The organism is Paenibacillus radicibacter (assembly GCF_024721995.1).
Lineage (GTDB): Bacteria > Bacillota > Bacilli > Paenibacillales > NBRC-103111 > Paenibacillus_AM > Paenibacillus_AM radicibacter.
In genome coordinates, this window is the sequence record NZ_JANQBC010000003.1 from 1 (window position 1) to 20634 (window position 20634).

At 43.9% G+C, this 20634-nt stretch carries 19 protein-coding genes, 1 rRNA gene and 1 other RNA gene; 1 reads left to right on the forward strand and 20 read right to left on the reverse strand.

What is annotated here, in order from left to right; translation table 11 throughout:
- From NV379_RS07755 to rpoE, 16 genes are all read right to left on the reverse strand, one after another.
- Positions 1-274, reverse strand: a 16S ribosomal RNA gene (locus NV379_RS07755); the annotation flags it as partial.
- 348 nt (positions 275-622) lie between these two features.
- Positions 623-886, reverse strand: coding sequence for a pro-sigmaK processing inhibitor BofA family protein (locus NV379_RS07760; RefSeq protein ID WP_258206739.1), 264 nt, complete (start codon positions 884-886; stop codon positions 623-625).
- Positions 883-1149 (reverse strand): DUF2508 family protein, encoded by a 267-nt coding sequence (locus tag NV379_RS07765; RefSeq protein ID WP_258206740.1) that lies wholly within the window; start codon positions 1147-1149, stop codon positions 883-885. The genes NV379_RS07760 and NV379_RS07765 overlap by 4 nt, the downstream gene beginning before the upstream one ends.
- Positions 1150-1299: 150 nt before the next feature.
- A complete protein-coding gene (gene recR / locus NV379_RS07770; RefSeq protein WP_258206741.1) occupies positions 1300-1896 on the reverse strand; it encodes a recombination mediator RecR in 597 nt (198 codons plus the stop codon).
- 23 nt (positions 1897-1919) lie between these two features.
- Positions 1920-2231, reverse strand: a complete 312-nt coding sequence (locus tag NV379_RS07775) for a YbaB/EbfC family nucleoid-associated protein (RefSeq protein ID WP_258206742.1) — start codon at positions 2229-2231, stop codon at positions 1920-1922.
- 41 nt (positions 2232-2272) lie between these two features.
- Entirely contained in the window at positions 2273-4042 is a 1770-nt protein-coding gene (dnaX, locus tag NV379_RS07780; RefSeq protein WP_258206743.1) for a DNA polymerase III subunit gamma/tau, read from the reverse strand.
- A 67-nt stretch (positions 4043-4109) separates the two neighbouring features.
- Positions 4110-5543 carry a PAS domain-containing sensor histidine kinase gene (locus NV379_RS07785; protein WP_258206744.1) on the reverse strand — a complete coding sequence of 478 codons (1434 nt, stop codon included), beginning with the start codon at positions 5541-5543 and terminating at the stop codon, positions 4110-4112.
- Positions 5544-5714: 171 nt separating this feature from the next.
- An RNA gene (gene ffs / locus NV379_RS07790) (signal recognition particle sRNA large type) lies at positions 5715-5979 on the reverse strand.
- An 86-nt stretch (positions 5980-6065) separates the two neighbouring features.
- Entirely contained in the window at positions 6066-6263 is a 198-nt protein-coding gene (rpmE, locus tag NV379_RS07795) for a 50S ribosomal protein L31 (protein WP_258207169.1), read from the reverse strand.
- Positions 6264-6355: 92 nt separating this feature from the next.
- Entirely contained in the window at positions 6356-7615 is a 1260-nt protein-coding gene (locus NV379_RS07800; protein ID WP_258206745.1) for a radical SAM family protein, read from the reverse strand.
- A 20-nt stretch (positions 7616-7635) separates the two neighbouring features.
- The gene (rho, locus tag NV379_RS07805; protein WP_258206746.1) at positions 7636-9003 is read right to left on the reverse strand and encodes a transcription termination factor Rho; all 1368 of its coding nucleotides are present in this window, start codon (positions 9001-9003) and stop codon (positions 7636-7638) included.
- Between the two features lie 110 nt (positions 9004-9113).
- Complete coding sequence (murA, locus tag NV379_RS07810) at positions 9114-10379, reverse strand: UDP-N-acetylglucosamine 1-carboxyvinyltransferase (protein WP_258206747.1); 1266 nt, start codon at positions 10377-10379, stop codon at positions 9114-9116.
- A 188-nt stretch (positions 10380-10567) separates the two neighbouring features.
- Complete coding sequence (gene fba / locus NV379_RS07815) at positions 10568-11422, reverse strand: class II fructose-1,6-bisphosphate aldolase (RefSeq protein ID WP_258206748.1); 855 nt, start codon at positions 11420-11422, stop codon at positions 10568-10570.
- A 188-nt stretch (positions 11423-11610) separates the two neighbouring features.
- Positions 11611-11994: a response regulator gene (locus tag NV379_RS07820; RefSeq protein ID WP_258206749.1), complete on the reverse strand. Its 384-nt coding sequence runs from the start codon at positions 11992-11994 to the stop codon at positions 11611-11613.
- Positions 11995-12114: 120 nt separating this feature from the next.
- Positions 12115-13716: a CTP synthase gene (gene pyrG / locus NV379_RS07825; protein WP_258206750.1), complete on the reverse strand. Its 1602-nt coding sequence runs from the start codon at positions 13714-13716 to the stop codon at positions 12115-12117.
- A gap of 264 nt (positions 13717-13980) precedes the next feature.
- Complete coding sequence (rpoE, locus tag NV379_RS07830) at positions 13981-14565, reverse strand: DNA-directed RNA polymerase subunit delta (RefSeq protein ID WP_258206751.1); 585 nt, start codon at positions 14563-14565, stop codon at positions 13981-13983.
- A gap of 341 nt (positions 14566-14906) precedes the next feature.
- Here rpoE and NV379_RS07835 point away from each other — a divergent pair, with 341 nt between their 5' ends.
- Positions 14907-16124, forward strand: coding sequence for a S8 family peptidase (locus NV379_RS07835; RefSeq protein ID WP_258206752.1), 1218 nt, complete (start codon positions 14907-14909; stop codon positions 16122-16124).
- Between the two features lie 61 nt (positions 16125-16185).
- Here the strand turns inward: NV379_RS07835 and argS are convergent, their stop codons facing one another.
- The 4 genes from argS to speE all read right to left on the reverse strand — a co-directional run bounded on the left by argS (position 16186) and on the right by speE (position 20195).
- The gene (argS, locus tag NV379_RS07840; RefSeq protein WP_258206753.1) at positions 16186-17859 is read right to left on the reverse strand and encodes an arginine--tRNA ligase; all 1674 of its coding nucleotides are present in this window, start codon (positions 17857-17859) and stop codon (positions 16186-16188) included.
- A 4-nt stretch (positions 17860-17863) separates the two neighbouring features.
- On the reverse strand, positions 17864-18289 hold the full coding sequence (locus NV379_RS07845; protein ID WP_258206754.1) for a YwiB family protein: 426 nt from the start codon (positions 18287-18289) through the stop codon (positions 17864-17866).
- A gap of 156 nt (positions 18290-18445) precedes the next feature.
- Positions 18446-19321, reverse strand: coding sequence for an agmatinase (gene speB, locus NV379_RS07850; protein WP_258206755.1), 876 nt, complete (start codon positions 19319-19321; stop codon positions 18446-18448).
- Positions 19322-19367: 46 nt separating this feature from the next.
- Positions 19368-20195, reverse strand: coding sequence for a polyamine aminopropyltransferase (speE, locus tag NV379_RS07855; protein WP_258206756.1), 828 nt, complete (start codon positions 20193-20195; stop codon positions 19368-19370).
- Positions 20196-20634 lie beyond the last annotated feature (439 nt).

The window sequence follows — 20634 nt, forward strand, 5'->3', positions numbered from 1 at the left end:
GGTGAGCCATTACCTCACCAACTAGCTAATGCGCCGCAGGCCCATCTGTAAGTGATAGATTGCTCCATCTTTCCTAACTCTCTCATGCGAGAATGTTATTTATCCGGTATTAGCACACGTTTCCGTGAGTTATCCCAGTCTTACAGGCAGGTTGCCTACGTGTTACTCACCCGTCCGCCGCTAAGCTATCCCCGAAGGAATAACTCCGCTCGACTTGCATGTATTAGGCACGCCGCCAGCGTTCGTCCTGAGCCAGGATCAAACTCTCCATTAAAGAGCTGATTGCTCAAAATTTACTTACTAGCTTGTCTCAATCAATCGCTCGAAAGCAATGATTTTGACTGTTTGAGATTCGTTAGAATCTCATCTATTCATTCACTCGTTGTTCAGTTTTCAAAGGACAATTCTTCATTTCGCTGTCTTCCGTGTTACCGGCGATAACTTTTATATCATATCATATTGGAATACTTAATGTCAATAACTTTTTTTCAACTTTTTTTTTCGAAAGTCGTTTTTGTTATTCTCATTTTTTGTCGTGTTCCGTAGTGACAAGGAGTATCTTATCAAAATTAGCAACACAATGCAACAGGTTTGTAACAGGAAAAATCATACATATGGAAGTTTAAAGCACAATCCAGTCTAAACCCACCAACAAAGCAACCCCCGGAAGTCCTAGAACCCCCACTGTACCAAGGGTTACAAGATTAATAGGTAGTGTAAAGCCCGTATAACCGCTCGTCACATTAAGCATGTACAGAAGGAACGCACCAAATACGAGCTGCAAGCCGAATCTCGCTGCTACTTGTCCAAATTTACGATTGGCTGCTAGCTGATAAAGCAGACCAAAAGCGGAAAGGGCTAGAACGCCCCACGCCAACCATTTCATGATTGATTCCCCTCCTGCAATTGAGTAATCGATATTTGCATCTTTTTCGCCAGCTTGTACAGCATATCGAATCGCTTCTCGGCTGCATTGAGCATAAAGATTGCGTGATCGATCTGATCATGATCTAGAGCAAAGTTGAAGTATTCATGTGCTTGCTTCAGCTGTTCACGTGATTTTTTAAATTCTAGCATCAATAAATCTTGATCCATCTCTAGTTCTTCTAACTTCTCAAGTTCTTGATGCTTAGGCTCTATACGCCCCATCAAATCCACCTACCATCTACACAGTCTAGGAACAAAATGCACTCTGTTTTCATGTATATGAGGGTTTCGATGGGTTTAAGAACTATTTTACAAAAAAGAAAAAGAGCCCGAAGGCTCCAAGAGATATTACTAATATGCAGTTCATTTAGGCTATAGCTCGCGTCTACCTTCCATCGCTTTGGACAAGGTAACTTCATCGGCATATTCCAAATCGCCGCCAACTGGCAAGCCGTGAGCAATTCGCGTAACTTTGATCCCGAAACCTTTGACAAGTCGAGACAAATACATCGCCGTTGCTTCACCCTCAATGTTCGGATTGGTCGCTAGGATAAGTTCCTGCACCACTTCATCAGAAAGACGCTTGAGCAGCTCCGCAATATGAATCTGGTCAGGGCCGATGCCCTCCATTGGAGAAATAGCACCATGCAGAACGTGGTAATAACCGTGATATTCCTTGGTACGCTCCATCGCAACTAAGTCCTTGGATTCCTGCACCACACAGATGATTGACTGGTCGCGCGATTTGTCCTGACAGACACGGCACGGGTCAATATCGGTAATGTTGCAGCAGATGGAGCAGTAGTGTAGATTGCGTTTCACATTCACAAGAGCTTTGGCAAATTCCATGACATCCTCTTCCTTCATCCGAAGAACATGAAAGGCAAGGCGCCCTGCGGTCTTCGGACCGATGCCAGGCAATCTTGAGAACGAATCAATTAATTTGGATATCGGTTCCGGATAGTACAAGGGAGTAACTCCTTTATACGGTATTAGAACAATCCTGGGATGTTCATGCCGCCTGTGTATTTACCCATTTCTTTTGCGCCAATCTCTTCTGCTTTTGTTAGAGCATCATTAACCGCAGAAAGAACAAGGTCTTGTAGCATTTCAACATCATCTGGATCTACTGCTTCTGGCTTAATTGTTACGCCTAGAACTTTCTTGTGACCGTTAACTGTTACAGTTACAACGCCGCCACCAGCTGTACCTTCGATTTCTTGTGTGCCCAATTGCTCTTGAGCCTTCATCATTTGCTCTTGCATTTTCTTCACTTGTTTCATCATTTGGTTCATATTGTTCATGGGTTCATATCTCCTTTAGTTGTATTTCATTTAGTTTGTGCTTACTCGTCTTTGATCGTGACTAGATCTTCACCAAAAAGTTTGAGCGCTTCACTCACATGATCAGGTTCACCCTTGTTTACGCCTGGTTCATCCTGTTGTTCAAGCTTCATTTCCTCGGCAGGAGGTGCGGCTGAAGATTTGGCGTCTGTCCAATCCTTCGTCATCGCGGTTACGAGTGTAACTTTCTCGCCAAGTACTTCGCTCATTGCCTGTTCGATCATCAACTTATTATCTGGCTTCTCCGTCGTATCCCGGTGCATGACGCTTCGGAATACAACGAGCAGCGCATCTCCATGATACGCTACCGGCTCACCATCTACAAGCCATGCGTGAACGGTAATTTTACGTTCTTTGACGACGCTGAGAATTTGCCCCCATTTGGAGGCTGCAGCGCGTAGCGCAGCTTCATCGCCGCCGCTAACGAAGCGTTCGATCTGTGCTCTCGAACGCGCGCTCGATGCCGCCCCGCCCGACCCGGATGGGGCGCGACGTCCTGGCGCCCGCGATGCAGGGGCGCCGGAACTAGTGCCGGCGCCAAGCGCGGCACCGCCGTTCTGGAGGAGCTGCTGCAGCTGCTCCTCCAGACGCTGGACGCGGCCGGCCAGCGCGCCCGCATCTTCACCGCCGGTGGGCGGGGAAGATGCGGGTTGCGACCCGCTAGGTGAAGCCACGGGTTGAGCTGTGCCTTCCGCTGCGCACATGCGGAGCACAGCGATTTCTAGCAGTGTCTGCGGTTGAACGGAATATTTCATCTCACCATGATAATGATTGAGTGTTTCAACCATTTGCATCAAGTGATCTGGAGCAAATTGAGTCGCAATTCCGCGCAAGCGCTCGCCATCAAATACCCGCTCCGTGAGCGCTGATGAATCTGGAATCATTCGTAAGAGCAGTAAATCACGGATAAAGTTCATTAAACCTTCCGTACACTTATCTGCACTCTTGCCTGCTTGCATAAATCCATCAATCAGTTGCAGCGCCTCTCCGATATTCTGAGTATGCACTGCTTTTAGTACGCGCTCAAAACCTTCAGTCGGCAAGCCACCCGTCATCGCTAGTACATCATCTAGTGTAATAGAGCCTAGACTAAACGACGAAGCTTGATCAAGCAAGCTTAGTGCATCCCGCATTCCACCATCAGAAAGTCTCGCAATATAATGTAAAGCGTCCTCTTCAACCTCTAGTTGCTCTTGCTCACAAACGTATCGCAAGCGACCGATCTGCTCAGCAAGCGGAACTCTGCGGAAATCAAATCGCTGACAACGAGATAAAATCGTTGCAGGTATACGGTGTGGTTCGGTTGTTGCCAATATAAATATCACATGCGCTGGTGGTTCTTCTAATGTCTTGAGCAGCGCATTAAAAGCTTCCGTGGTCAACATGTGAACTTCATCGATGATATAGACTTTGTAGCGAACTTCAGTCGGTGCATACTTCACCTTATCCCGAAGATCACGAATTTCATCAACACCACGATTGGAAGCTGCATCGATTTCTACAACATCGATCAGTGCTCCTTCAGTCATTCGCCGACATGCCGAGCATTCATTACACGGCTCTTCTGCTGGACCTTTTTCACAATTAAGTGCCTTAGCCAAAATCTTAGCCGTACTCGTCTTCCCTGTACCACGCGGCCCACTTAGTAAATAAGCATGTGTAAAACGATTATCACGAAGTGAGTTTTGCAGCGTTTGGGTAATATGCTTTTGTCCGACCACCTCGGCAAATGTTTGCGAACGCCATGTTCGGTATAAAGCGATATGCGTCATAGTGTCCCTCGCAATTCATTGTCAATAAAGCTTATTATACTATATCAATGGCCTATAAGAAACCGCGTCACGGGTAAGGGATGCAAATGGTAAACGTTGTACCAAAGCCCTTGGATGACACTCGAATCTGACCACCAAGATCATGAATAATACGCTGGCATACAGATAATCCTAGCCCCGTTCCCTCTTCTTTTGTCGTGAAAAAGGGATCGAAGATCTTATCAATCACATACAGCGGAATACCTGGACCTGTATCGTGAATTTCTACCCGTACATTGCGTTCTTGTACATCGACACGCTCTGTGATACTTAATGTTCCCCCTTCAACCATGGCTTCAATGCCATTTTTACAAATATTCAGGAACACTTGCTTAAGCATCTCCTGATCAGCAATCACATCTGGCAAACGATTCTCTGTTTCATAGGATAATTGCACATTATGCAGCAGAGCTTCACTTTGAATAATCGGCATAAGTCCCCGAAGCACGCCTGTAATGTTCGTTTTCTGAAATTTAGCATCTCTGGACTTTGATAACTTTAGAAACTCATTCACTAGCTCATTCACACGATTGATCTCATCTAGCATGATATCCACATATTCTTGTTCGCGGTGCAGTCCCAATTGATCGAAGGATTTACGGAACACTTGTAAGAAGCCCTTAATTGAAGTCAGAGGGTTACGAATTTCATGTGCAGCACCTGCTGCAATCTGTCCAATCATTGCAAGTCGATCACTGCGTTCAACCTGTTGCTCGAGTGACCTTAAATTCGATACATCTTTAAAAATAACGTATGCACCGACAATCGCTCCACGCTTATCACGTAGTACATTCGAATCGAGTAATAACTCATAACGCTTCTGATCGTTCATCCAAGACATTGCGTGATTGCGAACGACAACACCATCTAATATGGTGGACTGAACCAGTCGATACTCAATAGGCACTGACATGAACACTTCATTCATCGGTTTACCCAGAACAGCATCTTTGTTAAATCCAAGAATTTGACACGCCATATTGCTAATATCCACAAGGGTAAACTCCGTATCCACGAGTAGGACCCCTAAATTCACATCTTCTAAAAATGCACCAGAGAAGCGCTCAAATAAATTCTTCACATTCTCTTCTACATCTTCAAGAAAGAGAATATATCCACCCCGGTCCCCTTCTAGCTTAATTACTTTACACTCTTTAACAACAGTCGTTCCCTTCGATGTCCGAATGCGTAAGTAGTAAGGAATCGCTCGACTGCCAAATTCGGATGCTTGTGCGCCATAACTGCAGAGTTCTTGTAAAGGCAACTCTAAGACAACGATGTCACTAATCGGCATCCCAAGAAGCTTGATCGACTCATATCCCGTTAACGATTCAAAATTAATATCACAACGTACAAAGAGATAATTCGCATCCACTTGAATGACGCCTGCACTTGCAACCAGACTCCAACATTGACTTAAATCCCCAAACGTAATGAAACCGGGTGAGTTATTAGTATTCACTTCAGATCACCTCATCCTTATAAGCGGGGCCGAATGGTCACGATTTACATATACTGTTCGTTCTAGAGCGACTTTTCTCCTTCCTAACATTCCCAAACGTACAAAAAAACGTCTATCCCAACCCTAAGCTTTCACTTAGTTCTCGAATAGACGTTTTATTTAGTAAGTAAACCGTGCACCTATTATTGAATACGCGACCGAAGCGTTCTCTTACAGTTAGCTCAAGTCAGGCACCCCTCCGGCACATGAGAGATCCTGCTTACGGCTGCTTCCTTCCAGACCTGACCGGATTCACAGGTTCCCATTGCGGAGGACCCAACTCTCAACACCACTTATAAAAGGCGGACCAACCACCGACATACCCTCTAATAGGAATTCAACCCCGCTACAGCGGACTGCGGGTTACAGGGCACCGCTACCTCCCCATCTAGCACGGCAAAAATAAGTATAGCCGATTGTCCAGCAAATATCAACCTTAGGACAAAAGAAAAAACCTCCCAATTGGAAGGTTTGATTGTAAAATTAGATGCCGTATTTCTTTTTAAATTTATCAACGCGGCCACCCACATCGATAAACTTCTGCTTACCAGTGTAGAATGGATGACAAGCGGAACAAATCTCAACACGAAGGTTTTCCTTAACGGAACCTGTTTCGAATACGCTACCACATGCGCAAGTCATAGTAGTTACGTGGTATTTCGGATGAATTGCTTCTTTCATTACGTTCACCTCTTTCCGCCCTGGTATCTTTGCGACCCAGAATAATGGAATTAACTTTGAAAGTATATCATAGTTTAATGAGCTTAACAAGCTTATTTGCCGGTCACTTTATGGAAGAAATCCGGTGTATGCGTGTAAGATCCCATGATCACATCAGGTAATTCTTCAGCATAAATCTCCATCATCTGCTTCATACCGATCATCTCCCCACGAGCCTTCGGAATCAAGTTCAGATAGCTCTCTGGGTCGATATTCAAATTACGCATTTGAATGAGTTTAATACCCGAACGACGAACAAACTCGATCATCGCTTCCACTTCTTCCTCGCGGTCTGTAACACCTGGGAATATCAAATAGTTGATGGACGTAATAACACCTTGATCCGTAGCATAACGAATAGACTTTTCAACATTCTTCAAGTTATAAGCCCGAGGTTTATAGTACGCATTGTAATGATCATCAAGCGCTGAAATCGTACTTACACGCATGAGATCAAGTCCTGCATCTACAATACCGCGAATGTGATCCGTTAAACCAGCATTCGTATTGATGTTAATGAATCCTTGACTTGTACGTTGACGCACTTCTTTAATCGCCTTAATGATTAGCGGAGCTTGTGTGGAAGGTTCCCCTTCACAGCCTTGTCCAAATGAAATGATGCTTTGCGGTGTACGCAAATGTTCCATCATCACTTGTACCACATCTTCTTGAGACGGCTTAAAGTTCATGCGTGTCTGTGGAGCTGGGAAACCACTATCGTCTGGCTGTTCGGAAATACATCCGAAACAACCGGCATTACAAGAATAAGAGACAGGCACTGCGCCTTCCCAACGATTCAAGAATGTATTGGATGCCGTTAAGCATTCATACTCTAAGGCACAATTCGATAAGTGCTCGTACAATTTATTCTCAGGATACTCTTCGCGAATTCGCTTCACACTTAGCTCTAGTTCATTCACGTCACAGTTACGCGGGTTCCAAGGTTCTGGATCATCTGTGCAGCGAGCTGCAACGTAGAACCCATCTTCTTTCCACACGACAGCCGTATAGCCAAAGAGCGGGAACAATTGAGTCTTATCCGTCTTCACATAGCTTGGAATGAGTAACCGAGTAAAGCCTTGCGGTAACAGTGCACCTACAGCTTGCGTACCTTCAAGTCGCTCCATCTGTCCAGTCTCTGGATTTAAACCGACTGCATTCGTATGAGGAAGCGACACAAGTGTCGCACCTTCAGGTAGTGGAATCAGTTCGTCTTCCATAATTTCAACAACCATGTCTGCACTACGCGCAAGACCTATATAATCCGGATCATCAAATACTTGTCCGTTTTCATCTGCATAAACCAAATTCATCCGTTTTACTCCTCTTACTCTTAAGATGCCGAATTCTTCACTTTACCTTCACGCGGTTCTCTACTGCTTCGTGGCGTTGTCCCACTAGAAGAAGTTCCGCCACTTGGTTTAGGGCTGCTCGGTTTGGGAGCACTTGATCCTTTAGTTGGCATCTGAATATTGTCTAAGAATTCTTGATTCGTCTTCGTTTCACCAAGCTTCTTAATGAAGTTTTCCGTATATTCATGGGAATCATTCATCGCTTTACGAAGCGCCCACACTTTATCCAGCTCTTCTTTGCCAAGCAAAATCTCTTCACGTCTAGTACCCGAACGACGAATATCAATTGCTGGGAACACACGGCGTTCTGCAAGTTTACGATCCAAGTGCAGTTCTAAGTTACCTGTACCTTTAAACTCTTCATAAATAACATCGTCCATACGGGAACCTGTCTCAACAAGCGCTGTCGCGAGTATCGTAATAGAGCCACCCTCTTCGATATTACGCGCTGCACCAAAGAAACGCTTCGGGCGATGGAATGCTGCTGGGTCCACACCACCAGATAATGTACGACCAGATGGAGGTACAACAAGGTTGTATGCTCGAGCAAGTCTTGTAATACTATCAAGTAAAATGACAACATCTTTCTTATGTTCCACTAGACGCTGAGCACGCTCCATCACAAGCTCTGCCACTTTAATGTGATTTTCCGGCAACTCATCAAAAGTAGACGCAACAACTTCCCCTTTAACCGAACGCTGCATATCTGTTACTTCCTCTGGACGCTCATCAATGAGCAGGACGAACAATTCAATTTCAGGATAATTAGTAGAAATGGAATTCGCAATTTCTTTAAGTAGTAGTGTTTTACCTGCTTTAGGAGGGGCGACGATCAAACCACGTTGACCAAGACCAACTGGGGCAAGCATATCCATAATACGTGTTGAAAGTGCGGAAGGGGTCGTTTCTAAAGTAACTCTTGTCTGTGGGTAAAGTGGGGTTAATGCTGGGAAATGGAGTCGTTCTGCCGCTGTCTCTGGCTTTTCACCATTAACAGCTTGCACATTCAGGAGTCCAAAATAGCGTTCATTCTCCTTAGGTGGACGACATTTTCCTGAAACTAAATCGCCTGATCGAAGATCAAACTTCCGAATCTGCGATGCGGAAATATAAATATCTTCTGCACTAGGCAAGTAGTTGATTGGTCTTAGGAAGCCGAAGCCCTCTGGTAAAATGTCTAGAATACCTTCCATAAACATTAAACCGCCACGTTCTGCTTGTGCACGCAAAATCGCGAATATTAGTTCTTTTTTCTTCATTTGACCGTAATACGGGATTTGAAATTTTTTCGCTAACGCATACAGTTCCGTCAGCTTCAGCGCCTCTAACTCAGCTAGATGCATGTCCATACTGGATTCAACCACCAAACTATTATATTTTCTATTCTAATACTCTCAGGAAATACTATTCATTGTTACCGGACAAAACGAGCTTTATTCCGCTTCATCCGGCTTATGGATTATTCTTCGACTTTCTCGCGCCAAATTTCAGCACCTAATAGAGTCAAATTCTCAACCAAATAATCATAACCACGATCAATATATTCCACACCTGTTACTTCTGTTATTCCACTGCCACTCGGTACAGTAAGCCCTGCAATAACTAGCGCTGCACCCGCACGTAAATCGGTAGCATGAACGCGAGCCGGGCTAAGTGTTGTTCCTTCTATAACGGCGGATCGTCCTTCGAGCTTCGCTTTAGCACCCATTCTTAATAATTCAGGAATATGCTTAAATCGGCTTCCATATACATGATCCGTTAATACACTCACACCAGTCGCTTGCGTAAGCAAGGAACACATTGGAGATTGCAAATCCGTCGCAAAGCCTGGATACACAAGCGCTTTTACATCAACATGTGTATATTCAGGTTGTCCAACGATTCGGATGGACTCATCCATTTCGTACACCTGAACGCCCATTTCTTGCAGCTTAGCCGTAATAGCTTCCATATGCTTCGGGATAATTTGATCAATCGTCACATCCCCGCGTGTTGCTGCTGCTGCAATCATGTACGTTCCTGCTTGAATCCGGTCAGGAATAATCGAATGACGACATCCATGCATCGTATCTACGCCTTCGATACGAATGGTTTCTGTACCTGCCCCTTTAATATTCGCACCCATGGAATTCAGCAAAGTAGCTACATCGATAATCTCAGGCTCTTTAGCTGCATTCTCAATAATGGTGGAACCTTTAGCACGGGAAGCAGCAAGCATAATATTAATCGTTGCTCCTACACTAGCCATATCTAAATATATTTTCGCGCCGCGAAGTTCCTTCGCTTTAATATGTAGCGCGCCATTTTCATTCGTTACAACTGCACCTAAAGCTTCGAAGCCTTTAATATGCAGATCAATTGGACGTGGCTCGAAGTTACAACCCCCAGGAAGACCAATTACTGCTTCTCCGAATCGCCCTAATAATGCTCCCATTAAATAATAGGAGGCTCTAATTTTTTTTACATTTCCATTTGGCAACGGAACCGATTTCATCGCAGATGGATCAATCACCATTTCATCCTTCTGCCAAGTTACCGTCGCTCCAAGTTCACTTAGAATTTCAGTATAAATGGAAACGTCGCTTAATTGCGGCAGGTTATCCAGCGTTACCGTCGTCTCCGCTAATACTGCAGCTGGAATAAGTGCAATCGCACTATTCTTCGCACCGCTAATACGGACGGTTCCGCGGAGTGGACGTCCCCCAGCAATCATCAATTTGTCCATTAAATCTATTTCCCCCTAAAGCGCTGCATCACACAAACAACTTTTCATTTTATACAATCTATAAAAATATCACTTAATCTACTAGGGAAATGCATGCCTAATAAAAGGGAAACGCATCGAATCGATGTGTTTCCCAATATTTTGTAGGTGCTAAACGAGCTATTCAAACAAGCAGAATCGAAAATCGATTAAGCTTGATTTTCACTACCGAAGATCTTGATTTTGGATTTAACGACTTCAACCATTGCTTTGCGCGCAGGTACGAGGTATTTACGAGGATCATACACTTTAGCGTCTGCATTCAATACATCACGAATTGTTTGCGTCAATGCAACTTGGTTCTCTGTGTTTACGTTGATTTTACCAACGCCAGCTGCAATAGAGTTACGAAGCATTTCGTCTGGAACGCCTGAACCACCGTGAAGTACGATTGGAACTGGAATCGCGCTCGCAACTTTCTCGATGATGTCAAAGTGAATGTTCGGCTCACCTGCATACATACCGTGTGCAGTACCAACAGCGATTGCTAGGCAGTCAACACCTGTTTCTTCGTAGAAACGGATTGCTTCTTCTGGCTTAGCAAGGCTTGCGTGTTCAGCATCAACGGAGATATCATCTTCAACGCCACCGATTGTTCCAAGCTCACCCTCAACGGAAACGCCCATTGCGTGTGCAGCTTTAACAACTTCTTTCGTCAAACGGATGTTATCCTCAAAGGAATGGTGGGAACCGTCAAACATAACGGAACTGAAACCAGCACGGATACATTTCATTGCAACTTCGAAAGTTGAACCATGATCTAGGTGCAACGCGATTGGCAAACCAGATTGCTTAGCTGCCGCTTCTGCAATTGCAACTGTGTATTCGATACCCATGTACTTAAGCGCACCCTCAGATACACCAAAGATGAATGGAGAATTCAATTCTTTCGCTGCTTCTGTAATTGCTTGAGCGAACTCCAAATTGTTCATGTTGAATTGACCTACTGCAAATTTGTTCGCTTTTGCTTGTGGCAAAAACTCGTTCATAGAAACTAATGGCATGTTTTCTACTCCTCCTAGTTAAGTGATTGAAATTAAGATTGTTTACCCTCTTCCATCACACTGTGATATTATAACACATGTGGATATAAAAGATAACCGAGCCCTTGAAAAACCAGATATTGGTTCTCAGTGCCGATGATATGAATAAAAAAAGATCCTAATTCTTTATTGGAATTAGGATCTTTTTATTATCCAAACCTACGTTCATTAGGTGCTAAAAACTGATTGTTAACGGCTATACGTAATTCATCAATATCGAACGGTTTCGTAAAATGCTCGAGCACGCCAAGTTCTGTCGTCTCTTTAATCATATCAAGCTCACCATAAGCCGTCATCATAATGACTTTAATCGACTCATCCATCTGCTTAATATGCCGCAAAATATCGAGTCCATCCATACCTGGGATTTTCATGTCAAGCAAAACAAGATCAGGCGCTTCTTTCTTTACAATCTCAAGCGCAAGTCTGCCATTGGAGGCTTGAAATGTCGTATATCCTTCTGCGTTAAATACTTCCGTTAGCAAGATTCTGATACCAGTCTGATCATCCACGATCAATAGCTTCTTATTCAATCCAATACCCCCTCGGAACAAATAACGAACAAAACCGTTTTCTATAACAACTTTATTCGCCATTTACTTCCACATTCCTGCTAAAAATGTAAAAAGGTTTGGATCAATTGTAAAAAATGACTATTGTTTGCGAGCAAGTGCCGCTTTCACGAATTCACGGAACAATGGTTGCGGACGGTTCGGACGAGAAATAAATTCTGGGTGGAATTGTACCGCTAAGAACCAAGGGTGATCCTTAAGCTCAACGATTTCAACCAAGCGTCCGTCTGGAGAAGTACCGGAAATCGTAAGACCGGCTGCTTCAATCGCATCACGGTATTCATTGTTGAATTCGTACCGGTGACGGTGTCTTTCGTACACAAGCTCATCATTATAGCATTGCTCTGCAATTGTACCTGGGATCAATTTGCAAGGATATAGTCCTAAGCGCATTGTTCCTCCCAGATTCTCGATATCTTTCTGCTCTGGAAGCAAATCGATAACCGGATATGCTGTCGTCGGATTGATTTCCGAAGAATTCGCTCCTTCTAAACGAGCTATATTACGTGCGTATTCAATCACCGCAACTTGCATACCTAAGCAAATACCGAAGAATGGAATCTTCTTCTCACGTGCATAACGAATTGCAGAAACTTTACCTTCGATACCACGGTCACCGAATCCACCAGGAACAAGGATACCATCAACACCAGCAAGCAATTCATCTACATTGTGATCATACACTTCTTCTGCATTCACCCAGCGAATGTTTACTGAAGTATTCGCATCAAATCCTGCATGGCTTAAAGATTCTACGATACTGAGATAAGCATCGTGAAGCGCTACGTATTTACCTACGATTGCGATTTCTGTCGTGTGCTTCAAGTTCTTCACTACATCGATCAACTTCATCCAGTCTGTCATATCAGGAGCTGGAGCTGTCATTTTTAAATGATTCAGTACGATGTCGTCCATCCCTTGCTCACGAAGCATCATTGGGATCTCATACAACGTCTCAGCATCACGTGCTTCAATAACTGCATTCGCATCAATATCACAGAACAAAGCAAGCTTGCTCTTCGTATCTTCAGACAATGTTTTCTCTGTACGACATACGATAATGTTCGGCTGAATACCGATTGAACGAAGTTCTTTCACACTATGTTGGGTTGGCTTCGTCTTGATCTCACCAGCAGCTTTCAAATAAGGAATCAATGTCACGTGAATATACATGACATTCTCACGACCGATATCACTCTTAATTTGACGAATCGCCTCAAGGTAAGGCAAGCTCTCGATGTCACCTACTGTACCACCAATTTCTGTGATAACAACATCAGAATGTGCTTCACGACCAGCGCGGAACACACGATCTTTAATTTCATTCGTAATATGTGGAACAACCTGTACAGTTCCGCCCAAGTAGTCTCCGCGACGTTCTTTGGTAATGACGGAAGAGTAAACTTTACCCGTTGTAACATTGGAATTTTTAGACAAGTTAATATCAATAAAACGCTCATAATGACCTAGATCCAGATCCGTTTCCGCGCCATCATCTGTTACGAATACTTCACCGTGTTGGTAAGGACTCATTGTTCCCGGGTCCACGTTAATGTATGGATCGAACTTTTGGATGGTAACTTTAAGTCCACGATTCTTAAGCAATCTACCTAGCGATGCAGCTGTAATCCCTTTGCCCAGTGAGGAAACAACGCCTCCTGTGACGAAAATATATTTAGTCATTATATGGCCTCCTTAGATGTTTTGAACTTTCGTTCCAAAATGGGTGATTCACTTGTCTTAGTTTCCAGTAAAACGGGGTTACTTAACCAAAAAAACGATAAAAAACCATAAAAAAACAAAAAAAAGTGACACCCGTAGCGAGACGGGGCACTTTTTTAATCATAAAGTCCGTTATTCTTTTTGAAGCCCGAAATATAGTCTACTCAAAACCTGGCTGACTGTCAAGAAAACTTACAGGTCAAATTTAGACATAAGAATGAACAATTATTTATCGTCTGCTTCCTCTTCATCCAATTCCTCTTCATCTTCTGAATCTTCGTCATCCGTACCTTCACCAGCAACAGCTTCATCGATTTCTTCTTCTTCTTCGATCTCTTCGTCACCAAAGAATCCGGATTCCTCTTCTTCCTCTTCCTCTTCCGTCTCGGATTCGCTTTCAAACTCATCACGAGGGGAGTCGAAGGAATCGAAACCTTCAGCATCATAACTTTCCTCTTCTTCAGCGAATAGATCCTCATCGTCGTCATCTTCATCATTAATGATGCGCGGACGTTTAGCAGCTCCTGCTACTGTATCTTCGCCTTTCTCAACTGGGTACCAACGCTTAAGTCCCCAAAGGTTAGCTCCAACACATGCAAAGCGTCCATCAATATTAATTTCCGTATATAGTTGTGCTATTACATCCATCGTTTGTTCAGAGGACATGCCTTTGATCTTCGCAATCTCTTGCATCAGATCACGATAATAAAACGGAGTGTTCGCAGATTTCAATAATTCAAACGCAAGGTCAACCATCGGCATTTCGCGGGCTTGATCCTCGCTAAATTTAAGTGTATATGGGTTACTCACAGCAAAACACACTTCCCTTCAACTACATTTATTCATACAGCGCTCTAACTACTAACTTATCCAATATATTCATTAAGTAAAACCTATTTTATGTAAAAATGCAACTTCACGCAAGTCATCCCCAGAAAATAGCAAAGCGAAGGTTTCCCTTCGCTTCAGACTGTACCCTGCAGAGACTTCATTTACGATGCCTCTCACTTTCAGAGTATGTCGATTTCCTCTCCTTGACACGGCTGTAACCTTATTTATTTCATACGGGGCAAATCAATCAGTCAGTTATTGCGCATGTACATACAATGAGGAGAGATTCGACATCCGGTGTTAGGTGGGAGGTGGCTGCATTGGATCCCAATCCTCATATTGAAACGTCACATGATGAATTACATCTCTCAAACAACGAGAAAAAAAGACACATTATTCACTTTAAGCATGCGAAGGACTTCCACGAATGCATCGAGAGTATCAAAGCTTGGCAGGCTACTGCTCATGAGAAATCATCGTTTCAAGTTATGAATATCATACAAGCGATCTCATGTCCGGCACATGCTGTGCCTGCACTAATACCATTTTCCAATAACATGTCGATTGAAGAAGACATTCCCTTACACCTTCATGCGCAAATGGAACCTGGATATGAGTATTCCGAATCAAGAGATGTTCCGTTTCCTGTAAATGGACAATTAATCCCATGGGGAGTTAAGCAAGTCAAAGCGCCACTGACTTGGAACAAAACACGCGGTCATGAAATCAAGATCGGTATCATTGATACAGGTGTTGATGCCACACACCCTGATTTGAAAACTTCAATCTCCCGAGGCGTCAATCTGCTCTTCCCCGGTATGTTGCCTAACGATGATAATGGACATGGTACTCACATTGCTGGTATTATCGCTGGTGCTTCAACTCGAAAAGGTATTCTAGGTGTCGCTCCACAAGCTTCTATTCATGCGGTAAAAGCGTTCGATCGACTAGGTAGTGCGTATGTTTCCGACATTATCGCCGGTATCAACTGGTGTGTTGAAAATAATATGGACATTATCAATATGAGCTTTGGAATGAAAACATATTCAAAGGCACTTCAGAATGCCGTTGAGCAAGCCTATAAGGCGGGTAAGATTATTATCGCTTCCTGTGGAAATGAAGGTAAAAAAGCAACTGTCGATTACCCCGCTCGCTTCCCGCAAGTTGTCTCCGTTGGTGCTATTACGCAACTAAACCGGATTGCACCGTTCAGCAATAAAGGTAAGCGCATCGACATATACGCCCCTGGAGAGAAGATTTACTCCTGCTGGTTATATAGCAATTATAACGAACTAAGCGGCACTTCAATGGCAACTGCCCATGTAAGCGGCGTTGTCGCCTTAATGCTAAGCACCAAGCCAACACTTAAGCCACTGCAGATTAAGCGAGTTCTGAAACAATATGCCGTCTCGTTAAAAAAGGAACTTACTGCTTCTGCAGGACAAATTAATGCACGGCGGATCATTAATGCCATTACAAAACCTCGAGTACAACCAACAAAAAATAAAGTGACGCGACGCAAAATCAATAAATCTTAGATATAAATAGAAGGCACTGTTGACGGTAATCCCGCCTACAGTGCCTTTTGTCTTTATTGTCTTACATACGATCTGGTGAAGAAACGCCAACTGCTTTGAGCACATTGCGAATTACGATTTGAAGTGCACCAAGCAATGCGAAACGTGCTTGTGTCTGCTCTTCATCTTCGGTAATAACACGCTCTGCTTTGTAGTATGAGTGGAACATACTTGCAAGTTCGTATACGTAACGGATTAAACGATGCGGTGCGTATAGACGTGCAGCTTCCGAAATCTCTTGAGGAAGCTCGCCCATTTTGCGAAGAAGATCAAATTCTCCTTCTGCTGTTAGGGAGCTTAGTTTCACTTCAGACAAGTCCTTAAGTGTAATACCTTGCTCCTCCGCTTGACGGAAAATCGAACAAATACGCGCATGTGCATATTGAACGTAGAACACAGGGTTCTCATTGGATTTGGATACTGCTAGATCCATATCGAAATCAAGGTGAGAATCCATGGAGCGCATTGTGAAGAAGTAACGAATTGCGTCAATGCCAACTTCATCCATCAAGTCTTCCATCGTTACAGCTTTACCTGTACGCTTGGACATCTTCACTTTCTCCCCGTCTTGGAACAAGGAAACCATCTGTGCAATAAGTACAGTTAACTTCGATGCGTCATAGCCTAGTGCAGTCATAGCTGCCTTCACACGCGGGATATAACCATGGTGGTCTGCACCCCAAATGTTGATTAATTCATCATAGCCGCGCTCATACTTGTTACGGTGGTATGCGATGTCTGGGGTGAGGTATGTGAATGAACCGTCGTTCTTGATAAGTACGCGATCCTTGTCATCCCCAAGGTCTGTTGTACGTAACCATGTAGCGCCATCTTGCTCATACACGTAGCCGCTGTTACGAAGTGCAGTTAGGGCTTGTTCCAATTGTCCACTCGTATAAATGGATGTCTCAGAGAACCACTCATCGAATTGTACACCGAATCTACCAAGGTCACGCTTTAATTTATCTAATTCACGAGTTAAACCATATTCACGGAAGAACGCAAGACGCTCAGCTTCCTCTAATTGAAGCAAGCTGTTACCCTTCTCTGTCGCAAGCTCATCTGCAAAGCCTTTGATATCTTCGCCGTGGTAGCCGTCTTCTGGCATCGGTACATCTTGACCTAATGCTTGCATGTATCGAGCTTCAATGGAAAGAGCCAAGTTATTCACTTGGTTACCTGCATCATTGATGTAATATTCACGTGTTACTTTATAACCTGCTAGATCAAGTAAGTTACATAGTGCATCACCAACAGCTGCACCACGCGCATGTCCCAAGTGCAGAGAACCTGTCGGATTCGCGGATACGAACTCCACTTGTACTTTGCGGCCTTGTCCATCGTTTACTTGACCAAAGCGGTCACCAGCTTGTAGAACTTCACCTACAACGTTATACAAATAGCTTTTGTCCATATGAAAATTAATGAAACCTGGTCCTGCGATTTCAACTTTGGAAATGTGAGCCTTCTCTTGATCCAACTTCGCAATCAGTTGTTCTGCAATTGCGCGTGGGTTTTGCTTCGCAATTTTTGTCAGCTGCATCGCAATATTCGTCGAAAGATCGCCATGCGTCTTCTCTCTTGGCACCTCAAGCGTGATCTCTGGCAACTGATCTGCCCCTACTAGACCTGCCTCTACTACAGCTTGCCCTACTGCTTCGCGTACCGCAGCGTTTACTTGTTCTAACACGTTCATTCCTTTAACCCTCCTGGTTGTCGCTTAATGGCTTAACAGATAACTTTATTTTGAATCGCCCAGCATGTTCGCCTGCGACATACAAATCATAATTCCATTTGGCATCTCCGATGCCACGCTCATCTAAGCGCAATTGGAGTGAGTGTGTGCGAGTTCGCATCTCAAGGGCCCCCTGTGCCGTACGATACCAACCCTCTGTCCATTCACCCGGCAGAAAAGTTTGCTCATACCCTGTATCACCTTGTCGAATAATCTTGAACTGATTATCGCTAAATTTCAGCAAAACTGATGTACGCCCCAGCTCTTCTTGCACTTCCTCATACTTGATATAAATATGTCCATTCTTCAAATACAAATCGCCATCTGCCTGCTGCAAAAGCTGCTGATCGCCAATTGTACTATCAATGGTAATTCGCACTTGCTGTTTCATTGGACATGTAACTCCCTCATGTCAAGTTTAGCTTCTAGTGTATAGTATCACGATCATAAATTCAATTACTGCGGCGGATTCCTTCTATCATGAAAAAACGAGGGTGCCCCCAAAGTCAATATGGATTGACTCAGGAACACCCTCGATATATATCTATTATTTCGTCGGTACAAGCCCTAGCAAAATTTCACGAATGATCTTGGAAGCGACGATTTGTGTCTGCTCCGTAGGATCATACGCAGGAGCAACTTCCACTACGTCAGCGCCGATCACGTTAAGTCCAGCGCCTGCCATCGCATGAATTGCACCAAGTAATTCCTTGGATGTAATGCCGCCAGCTTCAGCTGTTCCAGTACCTGGAGCTGCTGAAGGATCAAGCACATCAATGTCGATCGTGAGGTAAATAGGACGTCCTGCAAGCTCAGGAAGAACTTTCTTAAGCGGTTCAAGAACTTCAAACGGATAGAAGTTGATGTTCTCACGCGCAAATTGGAACTCTTCACGAGAGCCAGAACGGATACCGAATTGGTAAATGTTACGACCACCAATTAAGTTCGCAGCTTTACGAAGCGGTGTGGAGTGTGAAAGCGGTTCGCCTTCATAACTCTCACGCAAATCTGCGTGTGCATCAAAATGCACGATCGCAAGATCCGGGTATTTTTCATAAAGCGCTTGGAAAATCGGCCATGAACACAAGTGCTCACCACCAAGACCAAGTGGGAACTTATCATCTTTCAGTAGACCTGTTACATATTCCCGAATTACATCAAGGGAGCGCGCAGGGTTACCGAAAGGAAGAAGTAAGTCACCTGCATCAAAGTAATCAATATCAACTAAAGATTTATCCAAATAAGGACTGTACTCCTCAAGTCCAATGGACACCTCACGAATACGTGGGGGACCAAATCTAGAACCTGGACGGAAGGATACCGTGAAATCCATCGGCATTCCATAAATGACAGCCTTGGAAGCTGCATAATCATCGGAAGAACAAATAAATACATTACCGGAATAAGCTTGATCTAAACGCATTGCTTGCCCGCACATCCTCTCTATCATCACTAGAAACTAAGAAAGATTACTTCACCAAGTCTTCTACGAATTTCGGTAGAACAAACGCTGCTTTGTGCAGGCGTGGTGTGTAATACTTCGTATCTAGTTCTGGAATTGCCGTCTCATCCACTTGAAGTGGATCATACGACTTGGAACCCATTGTGAATGTCCATAGACCACTTGGGTAAGTTGGGATATTCGCGCCATACACACGTACGATTGGGAAAATTTCTTTTACGTCGCGATTAACTGTTTGGATCAAATCTGCTTTGAACCAAGGGTTGTCCGTCTGTGCTACGAAAATTCCGTCTTCTTTCAGCGCATCAAAAATGCCTTGGTAGAAACCTTTGGAGAACAACTCCACAGCTGGGCCTACAGGTTCAGTGGAATCAACCATGATCACGTCATACTCATTCTTGTGTTCGTGAATGTGCATGTATCCGTCACCTACGATTACTTCAACGCGTGGGTTGTCTAACTCCCCAGCAATTGTCGGCAAGTATTTCTTGGAGTACTCGATTACTTTCCCATCGATATCAACAAGAACTGCCTTTTCCACTTTTGGGTGCTTCATAACTTCACGGATTACTCCGCCATCGCCTCCGCCAACAACAAGTACGTGTTTCGGATTTGGATGCGTAAATAGTGCTGGATGTGCAACCATCTCATGGTATACAAACTCATCACGAACAGTCGTCATCACCATACCATCTAGTGTAAGCATTGTGCCCCACTCTTCGGTTTCGATCATGGCTAGATCTTGAAAGTCCGTTTGTTCTCGAACGTAAGACTCTTTAATCTTAGCCGTAATCCCATAACTATCTGTTTGTTTTTCTGTGTACCATAAATCCATTGTGCAGCCCCTCTTTCCATTTATATGAATGACCAATATATGCCTGATCTCAGTGTTCAACCTCAGCGTCTTTCCATGCGCAAACGGGTATTTGCAAGCACTCTCCTTCATGCACAAATTGTATTATAGTAGATTGTACCCCAAATGAAAACAATTGAAGGGGTTCAGGTAAATATTTTCGGTAAATTTGAACTTATTATGTACACATTTGAATATCGGATGTAAGTAATTTCCATAATGAGAATAGGGAAGTTTTTACGACCGATGTTGGGTTTGTACGTATATAAAGGGATAGAGTGTGCGTTAACGATAGGCGCTGTGGAGAGAGGATACAATTCCGGTCGCTGTCTCAATCATGAATTTTGAATTTGTTTAATTGTATTTTCATGATTTCAAAGGCGAACGTATTCACTCCTACAGTGCATCCTCTCTCCGCCGC

Excerpts from the sequence above, each read along its gene's own strand:
- NV379_RS07800 (WP_258206745.1), bottom strand. The coding sequence starts at position 7,615 with ATGAATTTGGTTTATGCAGATGAAAACGGACAAGTATTTGATGATCCG.
- fba (WP_258206748.1), bottom strand. The coding sequence starts at position 11,422 with ATGCCATTAGTTTCTATGAACGAGTTTTTGCCACAAGCAAAAGCGAAC.
- rpmE (WP_258207169.1), bottom strand. The coding sequence starts at position 6,263 with ATGAAAGAAGCAATTCATCCGAAATACCACGTAACTACTATGACTTGC.
- speE (WP_258206756.1), bottom strand. The coding sequence starts at position 20,195 with ATGGATTTATGGTACACAGAAAAACAAACAGATAGTTATGGGATTACG.
- speB (WP_258206755.1), bottom strand. The coding sequence starts at position 19,321 with ATGCGTTTAGATCAAGCTTATTCCGGTAATGTATTTATTTGTTCTTCC.
- NV379_RS07775 (WP_258206742.1), bottom strand. The coding sequence starts at position 2,231 with ATGAACAATATGAACCAAATGATGAAACAAGTGAAGAAAATGCAAGAG.
- murA (WP_258206747.1), bottom strand. The coding sequence starts at position 10,379 with ATGGACAAATTGATGATTGCTGGGGGACGTCCACTCCGCGGAACCGTC.
- NV379_RS07765 (WP_258206740.1), bottom strand. The coding sequence starts at position 1,149 with ATGGGGCGTATAGAGCCTAAGCATCAAGAACTTGAGAAGTTAGAAGAA.
- NV379_RS07760 (WP_258206739.1), bottom strand. The coding sequence starts at position 886 with ATGAAATGGTTGGCGTGGGGCGTTCTAGCCCTTTCCGCTTTTGGTCTG.
- pyrG (WP_258206750.1), bottom strand. The coding sequence starts at position 13,716 with ATGACTAAATATATTTTCGTCACAGGAGGCGTTGTTTCCTCACTGGGC.
- NV379_RS07845 (WP_258206754.1), bottom strand. The coding sequence starts at position 18,289 with ATGAAACAGCAAGTGCGAATTACCATTGATAGTACAATTGGCGATCAG.
- argS (WP_258206753.1), bottom strand. The coding sequence starts at position 17,859 with ATGAACGTGTTAGAACAAGTAAACGCTGCGGTACGCGAAGCAGTAGGG.
- dnaX (WP_258206743.1), bottom strand. The coding sequence starts at position 4,042 with ATGACGCATATCGCTTTATACCGAACATGGCGTTCGCAAACATTTGCC.
- rho (WP_258206746.1), bottom strand. The coding sequence starts at position 9,003 with ATGGACATGCATCTAGCTGAGTTAGAGGCGCTGAAGCTGACGGAACTG.